Source organism: Micromonospora andamanensis, assembly GCF_016863495.1.
In the GTDB taxonomy this organism is placed as follows: domain Bacteria; phylum Actinomycetota; class Actinomycetes; order Mycobacteriales; family Micromonosporaceae; genus Micromonospora; species Micromonospora andamanensis.
The window spans coordinates 77,846-100,720 of record NZ_BOOZ01000014.1; the positions used below are offsets into that span (position 1 = coordinate 77,846).

The window sequence follows — 22,875 nt, forward strand, 5'->3', positions numbered from 1 at the left end:
CACCGGGCGTGTCGTACCGACCGGCGCGTCGCCGTCACCGCCGCTTATCGCAGGTCAGGACACTGCGGAAGCACTGTCTCCGGTGGACGGACGGGCCGGTCCGGTGGCCGTGGCGGGACCCGTACCGTCGGGTGGCGTCCGCTGTCGGGGTAGCCCGTCGGTGGACGGTCCCCCGGGTCGCGCCGCGTCGCCCGGCCCCGCCGCTCGGGCCGGCCGTGACGGTGCCAGGCGCCGCATCATCGGCTGCTCCACGTACCTGTGCAACAGTGCGGCCAGCCCCAGGGTGAGCAGCAGGAAGCCGATCACCGCGAGCGGGCCCCACCACCCGGGCAGGCCCGTCCCCCAGTCACCTGTCAACCGGAGAATCGTCATGATCACAAAGACGTGCACCAGGTAGAAGGCGAACGAGACCTCGCCGAGCCAGACCATCGGCCGGGAGCGCAGCGGCGAGCGCCGCCCGTGCACGTCCGCGTCCGCCGCCGCGGCGATGACCAGGACGTACGCCACCGACAGCAGCGCGGACCAGAACTCGGCCCGGATCCACTGGGAGGCGGCCACCCAGGTCAGCACGAAGAACAGACTCGCCAGGGGCAGCCGAGGGCCCCGCCAGCGGCCACGCAGCATGAGTTCGGCAGCGGCCACACCCATCCAGAACTCCAGCGAGCGGACCAGCGGGAAGACCTGGGCGAACCACCAGCGATAGTTCTCCGGCACCAGCGCCTGACCGGGCCAGAGCGCCAGGATCAGCAGTGGCACCGCGATCACCACGGCCCACAGCAGCCACGGCCGGGCCCGCCGCACCGCCGGCAGCGCCAGCGGCAGGCACAGGTAGAAGAACAGCTCGCAGGAGAGCGACCAGCTGACGTTGTTGATGCTGTAGAAGTAGCCCGGCCGGGGGTCCCACGCCTGTACCAGGAAGAGGTTCTCCAGCGCGGCCACCGGGTTGATCGGGTCGGCGAACCAGAGCATCGCCAGCATGGCCAGCGCCCACAGCACCACGTGGTTCGGATAGATCTTGGCGAACCGACGTCGCCAGAACCGACGCCGGGAGGCGCCGGGGCGCATCGACCAGACCAGCACGAAGCCGCTGAGGATGAAGAAGAACTGCACACCGGACAGGCCCAGGGTGAAGATCTCGCCCACCACGGCCTGGGGGCCGGGATCGGCGATGATCCGCATGGTGCCGACGTGGAAACCGAAAACCAGCATCGCGGCGACCCACCGCAGGCCGGTCAGCGATGGCAGGCGACTCGCCTGCCCACTTCCGGCCCCGGAGGTAGGTCGGTCGACGGCGGTGGCGGTGGTGGTGCTGGTCATCCGGGCACCCTATCCACCTGCCCGACTTCCGCCTGGCCCGCGTAGGCAGGCCGGCACCCTGCGTCGACCTCGCGGCCTGTCGACCCGGTGGGGCACTCCACCCCGAACCAGGCCATACCTCTCGGAACCACCACCATGTGTCATCTGCCGGTCTGGTGGCCTACTATTCCCAGACCCGGCAGGGACACCCCCCGTTACCCGACCGACCGGCGGGGCGTGGCGGCTGACGCACCGACGAGAGGCAGAGCCAGCGATGCACCAGCGGATCCTGATGCGAGCCCGCAAGGAGCCCTTCGAGGTCAACTCCCCGGAGGAGACGTTCGACCGGAACCTGATCGGTGACAACGTCGGCAACCTGGTGTTCAGCCACGCCGCGCACAAGCTGCTGGGGGCACCCGGCGTCGAGATCACCTCCAACCGGTTCGTGGTCAACCCGCGCGCCGCGGACCGGATCAACGAGCAGTACGACGTGTTCGTGGTACCGCTGGCCAACGCGTTCCGACGCAGCTACGCACACCGGGTCGACGCGATGACGAACCTCATCGAGCGGCTGAAGATCCCGGTCGTGGTGCTCGGCGTGGGCGTGCAGACGAATGTCGACGGCGACCGGGAGTACCTGCGACCGATCGACGAGTCGGTCACCCGCTTCTGCCGCGCGGTGCTCGACCGCTCGCACAGCATCGGGGTACGCGGCGAGATCACCGCGAGCTACCTGCGGACGCTCGGTTTCTCCGCCGTCGACGAGATCGGCTGCCCGTCGATGTTCCTGCACGGCGACACCCTGCCGGTGGAGAAGCGCAAGGCCGCGCTCGGCACGGACGACCGGATCGCGTTGACCGTCTCGCCGTACGTGAAGTCGATGGCGAAGATCATCCAGTCGCATCAGCAGCGCTACCCGAACCTGCGCTACATCCCGCAGGACCTCAAGACCCTGGGCACCCTGCTCTACGGCGACGCGCCGGAGGACCGGGGCAAGACCAGCCCGATCCCGCTGCACACCTCGCATCCGCTGTTCACCGAGGACAAGGTGCGGATGTTCGTCGACCCGTGGACGTGGATCGACTACCTCACCGGCTTCGACTTCAACTTCGGTACCCGCATCCACGGCACCATCGTCTCCCTGCTGGCCGGCACGCCCGGCTACCTGTTCGCCCACGACTCCCGCACCCTGGAACTTGCCAGGTACTTCGAGATCCCGCACCGGGTGATGCGGGACGTGCCGAAGGACGTCGACGCCGCCCAGTTGTACGACGAGGCCGACTACTCCGGGATGATCAACGGGCACAAGGCGCGCTTCGAGACCATGCTGGCCTTCCTCGCCAAGCACGACCTGGGCAACGCCTTCGCCGACGCGGACCCCCCGGCGGCGTTCGACGCCCAGGTCCGCGCGACGACCTTCCCGCCGGCCGTGCGTCCGGCGCTGGCGACCTCGCCGGAGGTGCTGCTGCACCGGATCCAGTGGCTGTACGACCGGGAGGCCGAGCTTCGCGAGCAGCTCCAGCAGCAGCGCCCGGACCGGTTCAAGGCCCGGATCAAGAAGGCCGTCCCGGCACCGGTACGCCGCATCCTCAGCCGATGAGCCACGTCCTGAACCGTTAACCTGATCGGGCCCGGCTGTTCAATCACTGAACCGTCGCCGGTCACGTCAGGTTCCAGGTCTGTCCACCCGGGTGGCCAATTGTTTCCGGGTGGTCACAGAGCCGACGCCAACGCCGCTGCTGAGCATCGTCGTGCCGGTGTACCGCGTCGAGGCGTACCTGCGCCAGTGCCTGGACTCCATCCACGCCGACATCCCGGTCGTCGAGGCGACGCCTGTGGAGGTCGTCGCCGTCGACGACGCCTCACCGGACCGGTGCGGTGACCTGCTGCGCGGGTACGCCGCCGAGCATCCTGCGCTGCGCGTGCTGCACCTGGACCGCAACGTCGGCCTCGGGCCGGCCCGCAACGCGGGCCTGGACGTGGCCACCGGCCGGTACGTGTGGTTCGTCGACAGCGACGACTGGTTGCCGGCCGGGACGATCCCGGCCGTGCTGGACCGGCTGCGCAGTGACCGCCCCGACGTGATGATGGTCGACCACCTGCGGGTGCACGAGTGCGGGCGCGAGGAGGTGGACGCCAGCAGCCGGCTGCTGCGCGGCACCCCCGGCGTGGTGCGGCTGGCCGACCGACCGCACCTGCTGCGGGTGCAGCACACCGCCTGGAACAAGGTGGTACGCCGGGAGTTCATGGCCGAGCTGGGCCTGCGCTTCCATCCCGGCTGGTACGAGGACATCCCGTTCAGCCACCCGCTGCTGATCGGCGCGGAGCGGATAAGCGTGCTGGACCGGGTCTGTTATCTGTACCGTCAGGGCCGCCAGGGCGCGATCACCTCGACGCGCAGCGGTCGGCACTTCGACTCCTTCGAACAGTACGACCGCCTTTTCGCCTGGCTGCGCCAACGGCATCCCGACGGGCGCTGGCACGCCGAACTGTTCGACCTGATGGTCAACCACTTCCTGGTGGTGGTGGGCAACGACGACCGGCTGCATCCGCACCTGCGCCGGGAGTTCTTCCGTCGGGTCGCCGCGCACTACCGCACGTACCTGCCCAGCGGCGGCTACCCCCGGCCGGGCGGGGTGTCGGGACTCAAGCACCGACTTGTCGGCCGCGACAGCTACCTGGCGTACGCGGCGCTGCGGCGGGCGCACCGGCTCGCCGGCCGGGTGCGCGGCAGCAGCGGCGGGGTGCCCGTTGGCGGGGTGCAGCCGACACCGGGAAGCCCGACACGGGACCACACATTGGTAAGCACGCACGGAAACGGATCGGAATGACGTTCAAGATCGGGTCGCACCTGGTCGGCACCGGAGAGCGCCCCTTCGTGGTGGCCGAGATGTCCGGCAACCACAACGGAGACCTCGACCGCGCACTGTCCATCGTGGATGCCGTGGCGGCCAGTGGCGCGCACGCGCTGAAGCTCCAGACGTACCGGCCGGACACCATCACCATCGACGTGGACACCCCGGACTTCCGCATCTCCGGCGGGCACGAGCTGTGGGGCGGGGAGAACCTGTACCGGCTCTACGAGAAGGCGCACACGCCGTACGAGTGGCACCGGCCGATCTTCGAGCGGGCCCGCGCCCAGGGGCTGACGGTCTTCTCCTCCCCGTTCGACGCCACCGCTGTGGAACTGTTGGAGGATCTCGACGCGCCGGCGTACAAGATCGCCTCGTCGGAGCTTGTCGACCTGCCGCTGATCCGGTTGGTCGCGGCGACCGGCAAACCGATTGTCATCTCGACCGGGATGGCCACCCTCGCCGAGATCGACGCCGCGGTACGCACCGCCCGCGACGGTGGCGCGAGCGGGATCATCCTGTTGGCCTGCACCGCCTCCTACCCGGCACCGCCCGCGGACAGCAACCTGCGCCGCATCCCGGTGCTTGCCGACGCCTTCGGCGTACCTGTGGGACTGTCCGACCACACGCCGGGCATCGGTGTACCCGTCGCCTCGGTGGCCCTCGGCGCCTGCTTCATCGAGAAGCACGTGACGCTGGACCGCGCCGACGGCGGCGTGGACTCCGACTTCTCCCTGAACCCCACCGAGCTGGCCGCCCTGGTGGTCGAGTCCGAGCGGGCGTACGCGGCGCTGGGCGGCACGGCGGTCGGGCCCACCCCGGCCGAACAGGAGGGCCTGCGCTTCCGGCGTTCGCTGTACGTGGTGGCGGACGTGCGCGCCGGCGACGAGGTGACGGTGCGCAACGTCCGCTCGATCCGGCCGGCCGGCGGGCTGCCTCCGGTGGAGATCGACAGGGTGCTGGGCCGCCGCTTCACCGCCGACGTGGCGCGCGGCACCGCGCTCACCTGGGACCTGATCTGAGGCCCTTGACTAACGAAGCACACTTCGTGAATACTGGTACGCAGTTCGAGGGGGAGTACCCGACGTAACGCGCGTCGCCGTCAGTACGGGCCCGGCCCATCCGGGGCCCCGGTGACGCGGTCACCACGCCGGTGGACGGGGAGACCTTCGTCCAGCAGTGCCGGGCCCGGCGTGGCCCGGCCGGACGAGAGGTCTTGCCGGTGTCTGTCTCCTGGTGGGTCTGGGCCCTGCTGATGCTGGCCATCGCCGTGATGCTCGCCGTCGACCTGTTCCTGCACCGCGACAACCACGTCATCGGTTTCCGCGAGGCCGCCACCTGGTCCGGCATCTGGATCGCCGCCGGTCTGCTGTTCGGCGTGCTCCTGTGGGTGTGGCAGGGCGGTGACGTGGCCGGCACCTACTTCGCCGGCTACCTGATGGAGAAGGCGCTGTCCATCGACAACGTCTTCGTCTTCGCGCTGATCTTCACGTACTTCGCGGTCCCCGCCGCGTACCAGCACAAGGTCCTGTTCTGGGGCGTCATCGGCGCGCTGGTGTTCCGGTTCGTGTTCATCTTCGTCGGCGCGGAGCTGCTTGACAGGTTCTTCTGGACCGCGTACCTGTTCGGCGCGTTCCTCGTCTACACCGCCTACAAGATGGCGTTCCGCCACGGCGAGCAGACCGATCCGGACCGCAACCTGGTGGTGCGCCTGGTACGCCGGATCCTGCCGACCGACCCGGCGTACCACGGCGACCGGTTCTTCGTCCGGATCGACGGCAAGCGGGTCGCCACCCTGCTGTTCGTGGTCCTGATCGCGGTCGAGACCACCGACCTGATCTTCGCGATCGACTCGGTGGCGGCGATCCTGGCCATCACCACGAGCACGTTCATCGTCTGGACCGCCAACGCGTTCGCGATCCTCGGACTGCGCAGCCTGTACTTCTGCCTCGCCGGGCTACTGCGCCGTTTCGTGCACCTGCACTACGGCCTGGCCGTCCTGCTGGCCTTCGCCGGGGTCAAACTGATCCTGTCCGAGACCCCGGTCGGCAAGCTGCCCATCCCGGTGACCCTGGGCGTCATCATGGCGACGATCGCGGTGTCGATCGCCTGGAGCCTGCGCAGCACCAGCGCCGGGTCGGAAACGCCGGAGCCCGCACAACGTCGCTGATGGTGCGGTCTCAGCCGGGGCCGGACACGGCAACATCGGGGAAACCGCGCAGCTCCCGGCCGACGCTCTGCCGGCCCACGCGGTCGGTCGGGGTGAAGGCGACGGTGACCACCAGGTCCGCCAGCGGCATGGTGCGCCACAGCCAGGCGGTGCCGGGCGGCACCTCCAGACCGTGCCGATGCCACCAGGTCGCCACCGGCACGTCGGCGAGTTTGGCCAGACACTCGACGCGGGTCCACCGGCCCCAGAAGTCGGTGGACCCGAACCGGCCGGCAAGCGCGACCGGGGGCGCGGCGTCGGCGCGCTCGGCGTCGATGGCCACCCGCCAGCCGGGTACCGGCGGGGCGTACCAGCCGACACAACGCCCGTCGTCGAGGTGGCTGCGGGTGACGGCGTCGCCCGACTCGGCCACCGGGGCCACCCGCAGATGTCGTTGCGCGGCGGCGAGCAGGGCGGACACCCGTTGTCCCGCCCCGTCGACGGTGCGGGACAACGGGTGCGGCGGATCAGATCGAGGCGGCACCGTCGACCACGATGACCTGGCCGTTGATGTTCGTCTGGTCACGCAGCAGCAGCCGCACCACAGGCACCACCTCCACCGGCTCGGTCAGGTGACCGGTCGGCGTGCGACGCACGATCTGGTCGAGCTGGGTCTGGCCGAGCACCGCCGACATCTCCGAGGCGAAGAAGCCCGGGGCGACCGCGTTGACGAGCACCCGCCCGCCCAGTTCCCGGGCCAGCGAGCGGGTCGCCGCGTCCATCCCGCCCTTGGTGGCGGAGTACGCCACCAGGCCCGGAAAGCCGCGCTGCGCGCAGATCGAGGTGATGTTGACGATCCGTCCGCGCCGACCCTGGGCCAGCATCCGCCGGATCGCCAGCCGGGTGAGCTGCAACGGCGCGGTCAGGTTGGTCTCGATGATCCGGGCGATGTCCGTGGTGGCGGTGTGCACGTGCAGCGAGTCCTGCCCGACAGCCGCGTTGTTCACCACGCCGTCGATCGGGCCGAGCCGCTCCTCGGCCGCCCGGACGAACGCCTGCGCCGCGGCGAGGTCGGTGACGTCGACCGGGCCGACGTGCGCCCGCTCCGGATGAGCGCCGGCGAGCTTGGCCAGCTCAGGGGTGACGGTACGGGCGAAGGCGGCCACCTTCAGGCCCGATTCGAGCAGGTCGGTGACGATGGCCAGGCCGAGGCCGCGGGAGCCGCCGGAGACGAGCACCACGGAGCTGGGCGGCACGGGCTGGGCGGGGGTGGTGGGGTCAGACATCGCTCTTCAGGGTCTCCTTGACGGGAATCTCGGTAAGCACGCGGATCCGCCGCGGGACCGCGTACTCGGGCAGCTGGTCGGCGCACCAGCGGACCAACGTCGCCTCGTCCAGCACGGTGCCGGCGCCGATCGGTACCACCTCGGCGACGACCATGTGGCCGAGCAGCGGGGCACGCCGGCCGGTCACCCGCGCCCAGGCCACCTGCGGGTTCGCGGTCAGCACGTCGCGGACCACACCGGCGGAGACCTTGCTGCCGCCGACGTTTATCTCGTCCGCGTCGAGCCGGCCGGTGATCAGCACCCGGTCGTCGACGAGCTGCGCCCGGTCACCGGTGCGGACCGGACCGTCCAGCCCGGCACCGTGGTACGGCGAGGTGATCACCAGCTCCCCGTCGCGCACCCCGATGGTGGGGCGGCCCGGCGCCGCCCGGTCCAGCCACTGGACCGGGAATCCGGCCCGCCCGTCGTGCACCACGATGGCCGCGCCGACCTCGGAGGAGGCGTAGATCCAGGAGATCCGGGCGGTCGGGAACACCTCCCGCAGCCGGTCCAGGATCGTCTGGTCGACAGGTTCGCCACCGAGGGTCAGCTGACGCAGCGGCACCCGGGCCAGCCCGGCCGGATCGCGGTGCAGGGCGCGCCGCCAGAAGGTGGGCGTACCGGAGGCGGCGTCCACACCGTGCTCGGCCGCCAGCGCCGGCCAGTCGTCGAGCTGGTCCGGCTCCACCACCACCAGGTTCTGCCCCGGCTGGGTCAGCGACAGCGTGACCACCTGCCACCAGGCGTACGTGCCGGGGGCGTACGGGCAGAGCCAGGTCCGGGCGGGCTGCTCGCCCCGGACGGTGGTCAGGGATTCGAGGGTGTGCCCCACCCGCTTGGGCCGACCGGTGGAGCCCGAGGTCAGCAGCCACAGGCGGCCGGGCTCGGCGGCCCGGGCACCTGGCGTCGCGCCGTCCCCGGCCGTGCCGGGACCCAGTTCGGCCACCGCGAACCCGGCGGCGCGTAGTTCCTCGCGCAGCACCGCGTCGACCCGGCTGGCCGTGCTGAGCAGTAGTTCGGTGCCGTGCACGGCGTGGTGCCGGGCGGCCGCTAGCGCGTACCGGGCCGAGTGGGCGAGCGCGGCGACGGGCTCCGGCAGGGTCAGCTCCGGCAGGTCACGCCAGGTCAGCACGGCACCGTCGACGACGATCCGGTTGTCCGCCCCCGCCGGCTGTGCGGGGGCCGGCGAGGCGGTCTCGACGCTCACTGCCGCTGCAACTCGACGAGGAAGTCCAGCACGTCCCCGACCGTGGCGATCCGGCGCAGCCCGGGTGCGTCGAAGTTCAACTCCTCCCCCGTGGCGTCCTCGACGCGCAGCGCCAACTCGGAGAAGTCCAGCGACCGGAAACCAACCTCGCGCAGGTCGGCGGCGTCGTCGGCGGGCAACGCCTTGCCCTGGTTCTTGAGAACCTCGCCCATGAGGTCGCGAATCTGCGCCCGACTCAATTCCTTCATGCGGCGGAGTGTACAGCCAGGTGAATCGTGATTAGGGTGCCCGGTGACGAGGTAAACGGAGTGGAAAGCGAGCGGTACGTGTTGCGTGACGCCACCGAGGACGACGTTAACCTGATGTTGTCCTGGCGTAATCAGGAAATCAACCGACAGGTCAGCAAGACCAGTCACGTCATCACCGCCGAGGAGCACCGACGGTGGTGGTCGGCGGTGCGCCAGGACCCCACCCGTCGGGTGCTGACCTACCTGCGCGACGGGGTGCCCAGCGGTGCGGTCACCTACTTCGACCTGCGGTTGTCCGGCCCGCGTACCGGCGGGTGGGGTTTCTACCTGGACGCCGAGGGGCTGGCCGAGCGGGGTGAGACGCTGCCCGCCTGGCTGGAGGTGATGCGGGAGGCGGTCGACCACGCCTTCGACGTGCTGGACCTCGACCGGCTCGACGGTGAGGTGCTGGCCCACAACACGGTGGTGCGCCAGATGAACAGTCGTCTCCGTTTTGTCGAGGGGCCCGGTCGCCAGGAAACGCACGACGGTCGGGAAATCACGGTCATCCCCATTTCCCTGGAGCGCGCCAACCGTCGCGTTCGCTGATTCTTGGCATTTTGTCCACGCATTGTTCACGTAGTCGACGGGTAGGGTTTCCGTCGATTCCGGAAGGCCGTGGTCACCGCCGCCGCCAGCCGGCCCACTTCCGCTCCGGGTCGCCGCCCAGCCGGACGAATCCGTGTCGGGCACCGTCCCAGTCGTCGGGTTCGCCGGGCGCCCAGCGCGCGAAGACCACCTGGGCGTGTGCCGGCGGCCGGTCACCGAACCAGCGCACCTCGGTCCAGGTGACCTGGTGGCTGAGGTTGAACCTGAGCTGGTAGGGCACGCCTGTGGAGGCGGCGACCCGTTCCGGTGGCCGGATCCCCAGCTCGGGCACGCTGGGCATCGGCGTGCCGGCCACTGCCAGCGGACGGATCAGCCGCCACGCGAGCACCTGCATGGTCGCCACGTTGGCCACCACCAACGCCGTGAGCAGCACCGCCAACAGGCGGGTACCCACGGCCCGGTGGCGGATCGCGAGCACGAGCACGAGCAGCAGGCAGCCGGCGATCCCGATCGCGGACCCGACCAGGGGCCGCATCTGTCGCCATCCGTCGGTCAGCGCCACCAGATCCGGCGCGCTGAACCCGCCCCAGCGCAACGGCGTGCCCTCGGCCTCCGCGCGGTCCAGGCGAAGCCGGATCAGTACGCCGCCGACCGCAAGCAGCAGCACCGCCACCGCGGCCCGCCGCAGCAGCGGACGGTACGCCGTACCGAACAGCACCCCGATGCCGACAAGCAGCCAGAACGGGGCGAACATCTGCACGTACCGGGCGTAGATGGCGTCCGGCACCCGGTCCGGCACGCCGGCCAGGACGAGCTCCGCACCGACGGCGACCCCGACGGTGCTGAGCAGCGCCACGCCGGACGTCCACCCGGCGGCACCACCACTGCGACGGCACAGCCGGACCACCGCCTCGGCACCGGCCAGCCCGGCCAGCCCGAAGGTGACGACCACCAGGTACCAGAGCTGCGTGCCGACGGATGCCAGCACCTGCGACAGTCCCCGGACCGAGGTGACCGCCCGCACGACGTTGCCACCGGCCGGTTCACCGAGCAGGTGCACCGTCTCGCCGAGCAGCCGCACACCCACCTCGTTGCCGAGCGCGGCGGCCAGCACCGGCAGCACCGCCGCCAGCAGCCCCGCCGGGCCCAGCCGACGGCGGACCACGAGCGCCAGGACCAGCAGCGCGGATCCGGCGACGATCACCACTCCGCGCGAGTGCACCAGATGCGTCGCGCCCGCGAGGGCACCGCAGAGCGCCGCGCTTGCCGGACCGGGCCGCTCGACCAGCCGGTGCACGGCGAGCAACCAGGCCAGCAGCAGGGGTCCGAGTACCGCGTCGGTCATCGCCACCGTGGCGTGGAAGGCCACCGCCGGCAGCGTGGCCGCGCCGGCCGCCGCCGCCAGGGCCGGGCCGGGCCGCAGTCCCAGCAGCCGGCGACCGAGCAGGTACGCCAACGGCAGGACCGTCGCGTTCAACGCCGCGTTGATCACCCGTACAGCCAGGTAGGTGTCGAGGAAGTCCCGGTCGAGGAGGAAGGCCGGTGCGATCAGCAGCGGATAGCCGATCCGGCGCAGTGTCTCGTTCTCACTGCTGAAGCCGCCCGGACCGCCGACCAGGGCACGGGCGGTGTTGAGGTAGCTGTCCTCGTCGGTGTGCGCGAACGGCATGCTGGCGTGCCGGGCCAACCAGATCCGCCAGGCGGTCCCGAGCAGCCAGCCGCCGACCAGCAGCAGGGGCAGCAACAGACGTCGACGGTCGGGCGACGCAGATCCACGCGGGTCCGCCGACCCGCCGGTGTCGTCGGCTCGGGTCGCCTCGGCCTCGATGGTCATCGTCCCTCCCCTGACGCGTCCGGGCCGCAGCCTCGGTCGGACGCGCCCCGGTGCCCGGTCGGGTCGAGACCCTAACGACCTGGTCGACGCAGGTCGGCGGGCACGCCGCGACGACGGCAGGTGTTCGCCAACCGGGTGCTCGCCATTCACCGCCGCACGGCACGTGGTTAACCGCAGGGCTCGGGACCGTTAACCCGCCGCGTTTAGCGTTCCCACCCGGCCGGCCGAGGCCGACCGCGAATCCGACACACACGGGAGCACCAGTTGAGCGAGCTGAACGGATCGTCCATCCTCGTCACCGGGGGAACGGGTTCCTTCGGCAGGACCTTCCTGCGGCACCTACTCGCCGAGACCGATCCGGCCCGGGTGGTGGTTTTCTCCCGTGACGAGCTCAAGCAGTACGAGCTGCGCCAGCAGCTCGGCGATGACCCCCGGCTGCGCTGGTTCATCGGCGACATCCGGGACCGGCACCGGCTGACCCGGGCCATGCACGGCGTCGACCACGTCGTGCACGCCGCCGCCCTCAAGCAGGTCGACACCGCGGAGTACAACCCGTCGGAGTTCATCGCCACGAACATCACCGGCTCGCAGCACGTGGTGGACGCGGCGATCGAGGCGGGCGTGAAGAAGGTGGTGGCCCTCTCCACCGACAAGGCGTCCAGCCCGATCAACCTGTACGGCGCGACGAAGCTGGTCGGCGACAAGCTGTTCATCTCCGCCAACCACTACGCGGCACAGCACCCGACCCGCTTCGCGGTGGTGCGCTACGGCAACGTGGTCGGCAGCCGCGGCTCGGTGGTGCCGCTGTTCCGCCGGCTCGCCGCCGAAGGTAGGAGCCTGCCGATCACGGACAAGCGGATGACCCGCTTCTGGATCACCCTCGACCAGGCTGTGCAGTTCGTCATCGACTCGTTCGACCAGATGCAGGGCGGCGAGCTGTTCGTCCCCCGCATCCCGAGCATGCGCATCCTGGATCTGGTCGAGGCGGTCGCCCCGGACGCCACCACCCACGAGATCGGCATCCGTCCCGGCGAGAAGCTGCACGAGGAGATGATCGCTCCGGACGACAGCCGCCGGACGCTCATCGCCAAGGACCGGTTCATCGTGCAGCCGACGATCGCCACCTGGGGCTACCAGCCGCCCGTCGACTGTGAGCCGGTGGCGGACGGCTTCGCGTACCAGTCGGACACCAACGACGACTGGCTCACCGTGCCCCAGCTGCGTGAGATGCTCGGCATCGCGGCATGACGTCTTTTCTCCCGTACGGGCGGCAGTCGGTCACCGACGACGACGTGGCCGCGGTGGTCGCCGCCCTGCGCAGCGACTGGCTCACCACCGGCCCGGAGGTCGCCGCGTTCGAAGCGGACATCTCGGCGTGGGCCGGTGGGGCCGGGGTGGCGACGGTCTCCAACGGCACCGCCGCGCTGCACGTGGCGTACGCCGCCGCCGGTGTCGGCCCCGGCGACGAGGTGATCGTGCCGCCGATGACATTCGTGGCCACCGCCAGCAGCGCTGTCGCCCTCGGCGCGCGGGTCGTCTTCGCCGACGTGACGGAGGAAACGTTCACCCTGGACCCGGCGGCGGTGGCCGAGGCGACCACCGAGCGGACGACTGTCGTCGCCGCTGTGGACTACGCCGGCCACCCGGCCGACTACGACGCGCTGCGCACCGCGCTCGACGGCAGCGACGCGCTGCTGCTCGCCGACGCGGCCCACTCGATAGGTGCCACCTACCGGGGCCGGCCGGTGGGATCGCTCGCCGATCTGACCACGTTCTCGTTCTTTCCGACGAAGAACCTGACCACCGCCGAGGGCGGCGCGGTCGCCACCACCGACCCGGAGTTGCTCAAGCGGGCCCGCCGGTTCCGCAACATCGGGCTGGTCCGGGAACCCGACGAGCTGCGCTGGCCGGACGAGGGCGGCTGGCACCAGGAGGTGCACGAGTTCGGCCTGAACTACCGGCTGCCGGACGTGCTGTGCGCGCTCGGCCGCAGCCAGTTGCGTCGGCTCGGTGACTTCCTCGCCCGCCGCGCCGAACTGGTGGCCCGCTACGACGCGGCCCTCGCGGACCTGCCCGGCGTGCTCGTTCCCGGTCGGCGGCAGTGGGCGGCACCGGCCTGGCACCTGTACCCGATCCGGGTCCTCGACGGCCGCCGCCGCGAGATCTACGAGCGGATGCGCGCGGCCGGGATCGGTGTCCAGGTCAACTACATCCCCGCGCACTGGCACCCGGCCTTCGCCGATCTCGGCTACCGGCGGGGCAGTTGTCCGGTGTCGGAAGCCTTCTACGCCCAGCAGTTGTCGCTGCCGCTCTACCCTGGACTGCGCGACGCCGACCAGGACCGCGTCATCGACGCGTTGGCTGCGGCCCTGCGCGGCGTCTCGCTCCGGCCCGCCGCCTGAGGGAATCCCCGATGCACCACGCGAACCACTTCTACGGTCACGCCCACGTGCTGGCCCGCTACGCGGGTCTGGGTGACGGCCATCCGCCCCGGATCAACGGGTACGTCCAGCACGGCTGGAACATCGGCGACGGTCTGGCCCCCGGCCACCCGTACGCGGAGCGCACGCCGAGTCTGCTCTGGTCGGAGCAGACCCGGCGGCGGGCCTGGTCGGTCGGGCGACGCAACGTCACGGTGATCGGGGCACCCTTCGTCTACCTGCTGGCCATGCAGCCGGAGGAGAAGTCCCCGCCGGACCGGGAGGGCACCATCTGGTACCCGTTCCACGGCTGGGAGGGCCAGCACGTCAAGGGTGACCACAAGGAACTGATCGCCCGCATCCGGGACACCGAGCCCGGCCCGGTCACCGTCTGCCTGTACTGGCACGAGCACCGGATGCGGCGGGTACGCCGGCTCTACGAGAACGCCGGCTTCCGGGTCATCTGCCACGGCTACCGCGGGCACTGGTGGAAAGACACCGACCCGCAGTTCCTGGACCACCAGCTCGCCGAGCTGCGCCGGCACCGCCGGGTCGCGTCCAACCGGCTGACAAGCGCCATCTTCTACGGCGTCGCGGCCGGCTGCGAACCGGCGGTGTACGGCGACCCGATGGTGCTTGCCGACGAGGACCCGACTTTCGGCGGCACCGCCCGCATCCGCCGGCAGTGGCCGCAGCTGCACGGCGAACAGGTGCACCTGCCGACCGCCGTCGCGATCGCCCACGCCGAACTGGGCACCGACCACCGCCACCCGCCCGCCGCGCTGCGGGAGCTGCTGGGGTGGGCGTACCCGCAGGAGGAGACGACGTGACAACCGAGACGGCGTCAGCGGTGACGCTGCCCGGCGGCGAGATGCTCGCCTGGTCCGACCGGACGGACCCAGCCGGCGACGGCCCCCTCGCGGCGCTGGCCGCCCGCCTGGTGCCGGCCGGGGCCCGGGTGCTGCTGGCCGGACCGCACGGCCCGGCGCTGCTCGACGCGCTGGCCCACGCTCGACTCACCTGCCTGCTGCGCGGTTACCCGGACGCGGCGGTGGTCGCCGGCCGGGTGGACCGGGTGCTGGTGGCCGGCCCGCACGGCCTGCCCGCCGGCGAGGAGTACGACGTGGTGATCGCCGGTGCCGGGCTGGACGCTGTCGAGTCCGTCGAGGGTGAGCGGCTCGGCTGGGACGGGCTGCTGGCCCGCCTGGTGGCGGCTGTGCGTCCCGGCGGTGACCTGCTGCTGCGCCTGGACAACCCGATCGGCCTGCACCGCCTGGTCGCCGCCGGGAGCTGGTACGCCGGTCGGGACGATGCCGAGTGGACGGTCGGCGGGGTGCTCGACTCCGCCCGCCCGGCCAACCTGGAGCAGGTACGCGAACGGCTGGCCAGCGCCGGGATGCGGGCCGGCTCCTGCTATGCCGGCTACCCCCGGACCGACCTGACCACCGCGCTGCTGGCCGTCGACGAGCTTGCCCGGCACACCACGAGCGGACTGTTCGACGCGGTGCTGCACGCCGCCTGCACCGACGGGTACGCCGGCCGGTTCGTGCTCGCCGATCCGGCCCGGCTGGCCGTGGACGCCCTGCACGCCGGCCGCGCCGCCGACCTGGCCCCGTCCTGGCTGGTCCTGGCCCGACGGCCGGCCGCCGACCTGACCGACCCCGACGACGACCCTGACGACGAGCCCGACGACACCGGCGACGCGGCCCGCCCGCTGCCGCGCGTCGACCGGCCGGAGAACCCGGCACCCGGGCTCGGCGGGCCCGCCCCGCTGCCTGTGGCGTTCGTCGCCGACCCGGCGGCGGGCGGCACCGTCGTCGAGGTACTCCACGGGCCGCAGGGCTGGCACTGGCACCGTACCGGCATCGCCGTGCCCAGCTCCTCGGCCGACGCACCGTACGCCGGCCGGGCGCTGGCCCACCTCGATCCGGCTGCCCCGGACGGCCCGGTGCCCGACGGGCGTCTGCTGCGCAGCCTGCTGCTCGACGGATGTCTGCGCCGCGACACGGCGCTGCTGCGCCGGCTGCTGCGTGGCTACGCCGACTGGCTCGACGGCCAGGCCGAGCAGGGACGGCTCACCGGTGCGGTGGCCCTGGCCGGGGTGGACAGCCTGGTCGTCGACGGTGACCGCTGGGGGGTGCTCGACCGGGGCTGGCGGGCCGACGCACCGTCACCTGTCGACGTGGTGCTGGCCCGGGCCCTGGGACGCTTCGCCACCGAGCTGCTGACCGGCGGATACGCCCACCCGTGGACCTCCACACTTGACGTGCCGGGGCTCACCGTGGTGCTCGCCGGAGTGGCCGGACGCGACCTCGACCGGGCCGTCGTCGAGGCCGCGATGCAGACGGAGACGGCGGCCACCCCTACCGACCCGCCGCCGGGCCCCCGCAGCTACCAGCAGCTTCGCGAGGCGTGGCTGCGCCAGCGGGAGGAGAACACCCGGCTGACGGCGCTGCTCAGGTGGACCGAGAACCTGCTCACCTCGCGGGAACGCGCGCTACGCCGGGCCGAAGCGAAGATCAACTTGCTGAGCGGTTCGCTGAGCTACAAGGTCGGGCGGCTGGCCATCACCCCGGCCCGGATGGCCAAGCGCGGCGCCCGCGCCGCCAAACGCCGGGCCCGTGCCGCCATCGCCTCGAAGCAGGGAGGACAGAAGTGACCGACCGGATCGTCGGCATCGTGCAGGCGCGGATGGGCTCGTCCCGACTGCCCGGCAAGGTGCTGCGCCCGCTTGCCGGACGCAGCGTGCTCGGCCGGGTGGTCCGGGCCGCCCAGGACAGCGGCGTGCTCGCCGACCTGGTGGTGGCGACAAGCAGCGACGCCAGCGACGACGCGGTCGTCGCCGAGTGCGAACGGCTCGGCGTCGCCTGCCACCGGGGCCCGGTCGACGACGTGCTGACCCGCTTCGTCGGTGCCCTCGACGCCCATCCCGCCGAGGCGGTCATGCGGTTCACCGCCGACTGTCCGCTGCTGGACCCGGAGATCGTCAGCCTGGTCGCCTCGGTGTACCGCGCCGTGCCGGGGCTGGACTACGCCAGCACCTCCATCGCCCGTACCCTCCCCCGGGGGCTGGACGTCGAGATCATCCGGGCGGACGCGTTGCGTACCGTCGACCGGCTCGCCACCGAGCACCACCGGGTGCACGTGACCTCGTACGCGTACGCGCATCCGGAGGTGTTCCGGGTGCTCGGGGTGACCCTCACCCCGGACCGTTCGCAGCTACGCCTCACTCTCGACACCACGCGCGACTGGGAGCTGGTCCGCGCGGTGGCCGACCACTTCGGTGACGTCAGCGTGCCGCTGGCCAAGCTCGCCGACTGGCTGGACGGGCAGCCGGCGCTGCGCGCGCTCAACGCCGACGTCCGGCAGAAGCGGTTGGAGGAGCGCTGAGCACGGTACGCGTCGGACTGCGCTGCGACGCCGGGCCGTCGCGAGGTGTCGGGCACCTGGTCCGTTGTCTCGCCCTCGGAGAGGAGTTCCAGGGCCGGGGCGCCACGGTCGAGGTCTTCGGCACCGTCGACGGTGTCGGCTGGGCGGCCGACCAGCTCACCGCCCGGGGCATCCCGCTGCACCCCGGCCCGGACACCCCGGACGAGCTGGTCGCCACGGCCCGCCGGCACCGCCTCGACGTGCTGGTGCTCGACTCGTACGAACTGGATCCGGCCGGAGCCGGCGCGCTGCGGGCCGCCGGGGTGCTGACCCTGGCCATCGTCGACGGGGACACCCGGGGACAGGACGCCGACCTCTACCTGGACCAGAACTTCGCCACCGACCTGGCGGTGCCGGCGGGCCGGCTGCTCGCCGGCAGCGGGTACGCCCTGCTGCGGGCGGGTGTGCTGGCCGCTCGGCCGGCGGCCCCCCGCCCGGCGGTGGCGGTGCGGCCCCCCTCGGTGCTCGCCTTCTTCGGCGGCACCGACGCGGTCGGCGCGGCGCCGGTGCTGACCGAGGTGCTGCTCTCCACCGGCCGGCCGATGGAACTCACGGTCGTGGTCGGCCGGCCGGAGCTGGCCGAGCGGCTGGCTCGGTTGACCCCGGGGCCGGGGCAGTCGCTGCTGCCGGTGCCACCCACAGGTACGCTGCCCGCCCTGATCGCCGCAGCGGACCTGGTGGTCAGCGCGGCCGGCACGTCCACCTGGGAACTGTGCTGCCTCGGTGCGCCGTCGGCGCTCGTCTGCGTGGTGGACAACCAGCGCGAGTCGTACCACCGGGTGGTGGCGGCCGGTCTGGCCGCCGGGCTCGGCGAGCTGCCCGCGCTGGCCGGCGACGCGGCGGCGGCGCGCGCCGCCGCGCACACCCTGGCGGGACTGCTGGACGACGGGTCACGACGGGCGGCGCTGTCCGCCCGAGCCTGGGCGGCAGTGGACGGACGAGGACGGGAACGGGTGGTCGACGCGGTACTGGACGCGCTACGACACGTCGCGGCTGGCTCCCCAGTGCAGTGACAGGCCACGCGCGGCCCGGTCAGTGTTGATCTCCATCATGCTGCCGAGGATCGTCGCCCGGTCGGCGATGACGGCGATGCCGTCAAGCGTGTAGGTGGTCCGGTCACTGATCAGCACGGCGGCACCCGGCGCGTCGTCGAGGTGGGCCGCCAGCGCCGGTTCGAGGATGCCGGGCCGGATCGTCTCGGTCGCCCGGGCCACCGAGACACCCCGGGCCGCGAGCGCCTCGTACAGGGAGGTCGCGGTGAAGTCCACCTCGCGCAGTCCGTCGGCGTGTGCTGCGCGTACCCAGGAGACCTGGTGCACGGCGCGGCGTCCGGCGAACGCGCGGACCCGTTCCAGCCGCAGCCCCGAGTCGGCCGGGCTGGCTCGCAGCGCCCCGGCGATCCGCGCGGGCAGCCGGCGCACCGCGCGGGCGACGACTGTGGTCCGTACCTCGTGGCCCTGATCCCGCAGGTCGTCGGCGAAGCTGCGCAGCGAGCCGAGCCGGTAGGCCAGGTGGGGCGGGGCGACGAAGGTGCCCCGACCGGGCTGCTGCTCGATCAGACCCTCGTCACTGAGCTGCCGCAGCGCCTGCCGCAGCGTCATCAGGGTGACGCCGTAGGCGGCGCTGAGATCACGCTGGGAGGGCAGCGCCTCGCCGGGCCGGTAGTCCCCGGCACGGATCTTGGCGGCGAGGTCCGCGGCGATGGTGCGGTACCGTGCCGCAGGCGCGTCCTGCCCGGTAGCCATGCCGCCGCCCCGCCCCCTAACCTCCGGCGTCCGCCGGTGCCGCTGCCGGCACACCGTCCAGCGCCGCCCGCAGCGACCTGACGAATCCGGCGGTCGCCGCCGGGTCCGCGCCGTCGAGCAGGCGCCGCATCAGCGCCGCGCCGACGATGACACCGTCGGCGTCCCGCGCCGCGGCAGCCGCCTGCGCCGGTGTCGAGATGCCGAACCCCAAGAATACGGGCCGGTCGGTGACGCCCCGCAGGCGCCGCGCCAGCCCGGCGGCCGAGGTGGCGAGGTGCTCCCGTTCGCCTGTGATTCCCATCAGGGAGACCGCGTAGACGAAGCCGCGGCTGCGCTCGGCGATCTCCCGCAGTCGCCGTGGTGGGGTGGCGGGCGAGGCCAGCAACGCGAGGTCGACGTTCGCGGCCCGCGCTGCCGCGCCCGTCGATCCGGCCTCCTCGAGCGGCAGGTCGGGCACGATCAGGCCCCGCACGCCCGCCTCGGCGAGGGCCCGGCAGAACCGGTCCGCACCGCCCCGCAGGGCGAGATTGGCGTACGTGCTGACGACGACCGGCACCTCGATCCGGCTTCTGGACAGGTCGGCGAGGATGCCGGCGGTGGTGGCGCCCCGGGCGAGCGCGACGTCGGACGCCTCCTGGATGGTGACGCCGTCGAGGGTGGGGTCGGAGAAGGGGATGCCGACCTCGATCGCGTCCGCTCCGGCGTCGGCCAGGGCGCGCAGGTGGTCGGTCCAGTCCGGGGTGACGCCCCCGGTGAGGTAGGGCATGAGCAGCTTGCGTCCACTGTCGCGCCGCAGCCGCAGCCGGGTCTCCAGGATGGTCACCGCGTCTCCTCGTCATTCAGGTACGTCATGAGCGTCGGGATGTCCTTGTCGCCGCGCCCGGAGAGGGTGACGAGCACACTGCCGCCGGTGGGCAGCTCGGCCGTTCCGGCGGCCCGGACGACCCAGGCGAGCGCGTGCGCCGACTCGATCGCCGGGACGATGCCCTCGGCGCGGGCCAGCCGGACCGCCGCCGCCAGCGCCTCCTCGTCGGAGGCGGTGACGTACTCGGCCCGGCCGAGGTCGCGCAGGTGGGCGTGCTCCGGCCCGACTCCCGGGTAGTCCAGGCCGGCCGCGACGGAATGCGCCTCGCGGATCTGGCCCTGCTCGTCCTGCAGGAACAGCGACTGGAATCCGTGCAGCACGCCGACCTCACCCCGCGCCGCGCTGGCACCGCCCGCCGCCTCGACCCCCACCAGCCGTGCCGGTGTGTCGACGAAGCCGGCGAAGGTGCCGGCGGCGTTGGAGCCACCGCCGACGCAGGCGACCACCTGGTCCGGTGTGCCTGTGGACAGCTGCTCGGCGCACTGGTGTCGGGCCTCCTGCCCGATGACCGCCTGCAACTCGCGCACCATCCACGGGTACGGGTGCGGCCCGATCACCGAGCCCACGCAGTAGTAGGCGTCCTCGGTGACGCCGACCCAGTGGCGCATCGCCTCGCTCGTGGCGTCCTTGAGGGTCCGGCTGCCCGATCGCACCGGCACGACCTGCGCGCCGAGCAGCCGCATCCGGAACACGTTGTGCGCCTGCCGCTCGACGTCCCGCTCGCCCATGAACACCGTCACCGGCAGGCCGAGCAGGGCACCGGCGGTGGCGGTGGCGACGCCGTGCATCCCCGCGCCGGTTTCGGCGATCAGCCGCCGCTTGCCCATCCGCCGGGCCAGCAACGCCTGCCCGAGCACATTGTTGATCTTGTGCGAGCCGGTGTGCGCGAGGTCCTCCCGCTTGAGCAGCACCGTCACGCCGAGTTCGGCCGAGAGCCGCGACGCCGACGTCAGCGGCGTCGGCCGGCCGGCGTACCTCGACAGCAGCCGCGCCAGCTCGCCCCGGAAGCCCGGATCCGCCCACGCCTCGGTGAACGCCGCCTCCACCTCCGCACACGCGGGTATCAGCGGCTCGGGCACGTACCGGCCACCGTGCCGCCCGAACCGACCGGCCACCGGCGCGGCGGTCGGCGCCCGCAGTGCCAGAGCTTCCATGGCAACCTCCAACTGTTCTATAACTGCTGTCTAGAGTTATAGAACAGCCTGTGAGGGGCGCGCAAGGCTTCGCCGGGGTGCCAACGTCTCCTTCGGCTCGCCCCTGCCCACCCACAGCTCCGCCCACACGGCGCCAGGGCCAGCCCGGCCACCCGTCGCCGGCAAGCCCTGACTACAGTGACCAGCGCCCAGGTGGATGACCGCCTGTTGACCGTTTCTCGGCGGCTCCTGCGATCCGATCCACTCGCCATCGTGTAGCCACAAAGGAGCACATGTGATCTTTTCCGTACGAAGAGCGGCCCTGCTGATGCCGGCGCTCGCCGTCCTGACGTCTGCCGCACTGGTGGCCCCGATGGCGACGAAGGCGGAAGCAGCGACCTGCGTACGCTCCTGGAGTGCCTCGGCGGGCGACTCAGTCGGGAGTGGACTCGGGTTCAGCTACTCCGGATGGCCGGGTGGAAATGCGCGGGTGAAGGCCACGTACAAGATCTCCGGCACGGTCAAGTCGATCCGGGTTCGGATGTCCCAGGGCGGCACCAGCACCTCCACCACGCTGCTCGGCACCTCGGGCAAGAAGGTCACGAAGGATGTCGCCGTGGGCTATCGCCCCAAGGGCAAGGGCACGCTGTGGTTCGAGCCCAGGGGTGACAGCACGACCACCGGTCGCACCCTCTACTCCTTCTGCCTGTACCGGAGCTGATCTTCCGCGCCGATCAGGGCTCGCGGGCGCCGTAGAGACGCAGGATGCTGCGGCGCAGCACCGCCGCCGCCCGCACGGTGGTCATGCGGCCGGCAGCGACCTCGCCGCCGGCCGCATGACCGAGCGCGATGGTCGCGGACACCAGCCAGGCCGGGTCGAGGGTGCCGTCGAACTCACCGGCGGCCTGACCGTGGCCGATCAGCCGGGCCAGGCGCTCGACCACCACGGCGTGCTGACGATCGGAGTCCCCCTGGTCGATCGCGGCCACCGAGGGATGCAGTAGTAGCGGGAACCTGTCGAGCAGCCGCCAGGTGACGTCCAGCCAGCGCAGCAGCGCCGCGGTAGCGGTGCCGCTGTCGACATCGGCCGTGTCCAGGGCGGCGACGGCTTCGGCGGTGATGCGGTCGACGACGGCGGCCACCAGCGACTGTCGGGACGGGTAGTGGGCGTACACCGTCTGGCGGGTGACGCCGGCAGCGGCGGCGACCTGCTCCACCTTCGCGTCCGGATGCGCACCGAGCACCCGCACGGCGGCATCCAGCACCGCGGCGGCGCTGCGCTCCGCGTCGGAACGCCGTCGTCGGCGTCGACCGCCGCCTACCTCTGACATGTTGTCCAACTTACTGCCCCCGACATTAAAGTGGACACGCTGTCAAAGTTAAGCCTACCCGGGAGACCCCGATGACGCCGCGCGCCGACCTGACCAGCTATCTGATCCGCTATCCGCAGGAAGCAGGGCTTGGCGACGAGGATCCGGCGACAGTGCTCGACCGCTACCACACGCCGGACTACGAACTGGTGAACGACGGCGTACCACTGGACCGGCAGCGGTTGCTGGAGCACATCCGTCCGGCCCGCAAACGGGCAGCCGGTCTCCGCGTCGAGGTGCAGCAGGCGCTTGTGGACGGCGACCAGTTGGCGGCCCGGTACCACCTCGTCACAGAACTGCGCAAGGGCGGGACCATCACCACGGAGATCTACATGTTCGGGGAGTTGGCCGCCGACGGCCGGCTGCGCCGCGCCGTCCAGGCCACCCGGATCCTCCCGTCGACATGACTCCACA

At 71.9% G+C, this 22,875-nt stretch carries 23 protein-coding genes; 13 read left to right on the forward strand and 10 right to left on the reverse strand.

Annotation, left to right across the window (positions count from 1 at the left end):
• Positions 1–54: 54 nt before the first annotated feature.
• The gene (locus tag Van01_RS14125; protein ID WP_204006905.1) at positions 55–1,317 is read right to left on the reverse strand and encodes an acyltransferase family protein; all 1,263 of its coding nucleotides are present in this window, start codon (positions 1,315–1,317) and stop codon (positions 55–57) included.
• A gap of 253 nt (positions 1,318–1,570) precedes the next feature.
• On the opposite strand from Van01_RS14125, the gene Van01_RS14130 reads away from it, so the two are divergent.
• The 4 genes from Van01_RS14130 (at position 1,571) to Van01_RS14145 (ending at position 6,318) form a co-directional block, all read left to right on the forward strand.
• Positions 1,571–2,896 (forward strand): polysaccharide pyruvyl transferase family protein, encoded by a 1,326-nt coding sequence (locus Van01_RS14130; protein WP_204006907.1) that lies wholly within the window; start codon positions 1,571–1,573, stop codon positions 2,894–2,896.
• A gap of 109 nt (positions 2,897–3,005) precedes the next feature.
• Positions 3,006–4,127, forward strand: coding sequence for a glycosyltransferase family 2 protein (locus tag Van01_RS14135; protein ID WP_204006909.1), 1,122 nt, complete (start codon positions 3,006–3,008; stop codon positions 4,125–4,127).
• Positions 4,118–5,170: a pseudaminic acid synthase gene (pseI, locus tag Van01_RS14140; protein ID WP_204007206.1), complete on the forward strand. Its 1,053-nt coding sequence runs from the start codon at positions 4,118–4,120 to the stop codon at positions 5,168–5,170. The genes Van01_RS14135 and pseI overlap by 10 nt, the downstream gene beginning before the upstream one ends.
• Positions 5,171–5,370: 200 nt before the next feature.
• A complete protein-coding gene (locus Van01_RS14145) occupies positions 5,371–6,318 on the forward strand; it encodes a TerC family protein (RefSeq protein WP_204006910.1) in 948 nt (315 codons plus the stop codon).
• A gap of 10 nt (positions 6,319–6,328) precedes the next feature.
• On the opposite strand, the gene Van01_RS14150 is transcribed toward Van01_RS14145, so the two are convergent.
• The 4 genes from Van01_RS14150 to Van01_RS14165 are packed head-to-tail and all read right to left on the reverse strand — an operon-like array spanning position 6,329 to position 9,077.
• Positions 6,329–6,841 (reverse strand): hypothetical protein, encoded by a 513-nt coding sequence (locus Van01_RS14150; RefSeq protein ID WP_204006912.1) that lies wholly within the window; start codon positions 6,839–6,841, stop codon positions 6,329–6,331.
• On the reverse strand, positions 6,825–7,583 hold the full coding sequence (locus Van01_RS14155; RefSeq protein WP_204006914.1) for an SDR family NAD(P)-dependent oxidoreductase: 759 nt from the start codon (positions 7,581–7,583) through the stop codon (positions 6,825–6,827). The genes Van01_RS14150 and Van01_RS14155 overlap by 17 nt, the downstream gene beginning before the upstream one ends.
• A complete protein-coding gene (locus Van01_RS14160) occupies positions 7,576–8,829 on the reverse strand; it encodes an AMP-binding protein (RefSeq protein WP_204006916.1) in 1,254 nt (417 codons plus the stop codon). The genes Van01_RS14155 and Van01_RS14160 overlap by 8 nt, the downstream gene beginning before the upstream one ends.
• Positions 8,826–9,077, reverse strand: coding sequence for an acyl carrier protein (locus Van01_RS14165; RefSeq protein ID WP_093403117.1), 252 nt, complete (start codon positions 9,075–9,077; stop codon positions 8,826–8,828). Before Van01_RS14165 ends, Van01_RS14160 begins: the two co-directional genes overlap by 4 nt.
• A gap of 60 nt (positions 9,078–9,137) precedes the next feature.
• Here Van01_RS14165 and Van01_RS14170 point away from each other — a divergent pair, with 60 nt between their 5' ends.
• A complete protein-coding gene (locus Van01_RS14170) occupies positions 9,138–9,665 on the forward strand; it encodes a GNAT family N-acetyltransferase (RefSeq protein WP_239099070.1) in 528 nt (175 codons plus the stop codon).
• 73 nt (positions 9,666–9,738) lie between these two features.
• Here the strand turns inward: Van01_RS14170 and Van01_RS14175 are convergent, their stop codons facing one another.
• Positions 9,739–11,499 carry a glycosyltransferase family 39 protein gene (locus tag Van01_RS14175; protein WP_204006918.1) on the reverse strand — a complete coding sequence of 587 codons (1,761 nt, stop codon included), beginning with the start codon at positions 11,497–11,499 and terminating at the stop codon, positions 9,739–9,741.
• A gap of 264 nt (positions 11,500–11,763) precedes the next feature.
• Between Van01_RS14175 and pseB the strand changes: the two genes are divergently transcribed.
• Genes pseB through Van01_RS14205 form a run of 6 tightly spaced genes read left to right on the forward strand, consistent with a single transcriptional unit; the run spans position 11,764 to position 18,361 of the window.
• The gene (gene pseB / locus Van01_RS14180) at positions 11,764–12,747 is read left to right on the forward strand and encodes a UDP-N-acetylglucosamine 4,6-dehydratase (inverting) (protein WP_204006928.1); all 984 of its coding nucleotides are present in this window, start codon (positions 11,764–11,766) and stop codon (positions 12,745–12,747) included.
• Positions 12,744–13,901, forward strand: coding sequence for a DegT/DnrJ/EryC1/StrS family aminotransferase (locus Van01_RS14185; RefSeq protein WP_204006930.1), 1,158 nt, complete (start codon positions 12,744–12,746; stop codon positions 13,899–13,901). Before pseB ends, Van01_RS14185 begins: the two co-directional genes overlap by 4 nt.
• Before the next feature lie 11 nt (positions 13,902–13,912).
• The gene (locus Van01_RS14190; protein ID WP_204006932.1) at positions 13,913–14,749 is read left to right on the forward strand and encodes a hypothetical protein; all 837 of its coding nucleotides are present in this window, start codon (positions 13,913–13,915) and stop codon (positions 14,747–14,749) included.
• Positions 14,746–16,578: an amino acid adenylation domain-containing protein gene (locus tag Van01_RS14195; RefSeq protein WP_204006934.1), complete on the forward strand. Its 1,833-nt coding sequence runs from the start codon at positions 14,746–14,748 to the stop codon at positions 16,576–16,578. Before Van01_RS14190 ends, Van01_RS14195 begins: the two co-directional genes overlap by 4 nt.
• The gene (locus Van01_RS14200; RefSeq protein WP_204006936.1) at positions 16,575–17,309 is read left to right on the forward strand and encodes a cytidylyltransferase domain-containing protein; all 735 of its coding nucleotides are present in this window, start codon (positions 16,575–16,577) and stop codon (positions 17,307–17,309) included. The genes Van01_RS14195 and Van01_RS14200 overlap by 4 nt, the downstream gene beginning before the upstream one ends.
• On the forward strand, positions 17,306–18,361 hold the full coding sequence (locus Van01_RS14205; RefSeq protein ID WP_204007210.1) for a PseG/SpsG family protein: 1,056 nt from the start codon (positions 17,306–17,308) through the stop codon (positions 18,359–18,361). Before Van01_RS14200 ends, Van01_RS14205 begins: the two co-directional genes overlap by 4 nt.
• Here the strand turns inward: Van01_RS14205 and Van01_RS14210 are convergent.
• Genes Van01_RS14210 through trpB form a run of 3 tightly spaced genes read right to left on the reverse strand, consistent with a single transcriptional unit; the run spans position 18,326 to position 21,112 of the window.
• Positions 18,326–19,093, reverse strand: a complete 768-nt coding sequence (locus tag Van01_RS14210; protein ID WP_204006938.1) for a GntR family transcriptional regulator — start codon at positions 19,091–19,093, stop codon at positions 18,326–18,328. The two genes, Van01_RS14205 and Van01_RS14210, sit on opposite strands and share 36 nt — an antisense overlap.
• A gap of 16 nt (positions 19,094–19,109) precedes the next feature.
• A complete protein-coding gene (gene trpA / locus Van01_RS14215) occupies positions 19,110–19,916 on the reverse strand; it encodes a tryptophan synthase subunit alpha (RefSeq protein ID WP_239099071.1) in 807 nt (268 codons plus the stop codon).
• A complete protein-coding gene (gene trpB / locus Van01_RS14220; RefSeq protein ID WP_204006940.1) occupies positions 19,913–21,112 on the reverse strand; it encodes a tryptophan synthase subunit beta in 1,200 nt (399 codons plus the stop codon). Before trpB ends, trpA begins: the two co-directional genes overlap by 4 nt.
• Positions 21,113–21,581: 469 nt before the next feature.
• Between trpB and Van01_RS14225 the strand changes: the two genes are divergently transcribed.
• Entirely contained in the window at positions 21,582–21,812 is a 231-nt protein-coding gene (locus Van01_RS14225; RefSeq protein ID WP_204006942.1) for a hypothetical protein, read from the forward strand.
• 13 nt (positions 21,813–21,825) lie between these two features.
• On the opposite strand, the gene Van01_RS14230 is transcribed toward Van01_RS14225, so the two are convergent.
• Complete coding sequence (locus Van01_RS14230) at positions 21,826–22,422, reverse strand: TetR/AcrR family transcriptional regulator (protein WP_204006944.1); 597 nt, start codon at positions 22,420–22,422, stop codon at positions 21,826–21,828.
• Between the two features lie 71 nt (positions 22,423–22,493).
• Here Van01_RS14230 and Van01_RS14235 point away from each other — a divergent pair, with 71 nt between their 5' ends.
• Positions 22,494–22,868, forward strand: coding sequence for a nuclear transport factor 2 family protein (locus Van01_RS14235; protein ID WP_204006946.1), 375 nt, complete (start codon positions 22,494–22,496; stop codon positions 22,866–22,868).
• Positions 22,869–22,875 lie beyond the last annotated feature (7 nt).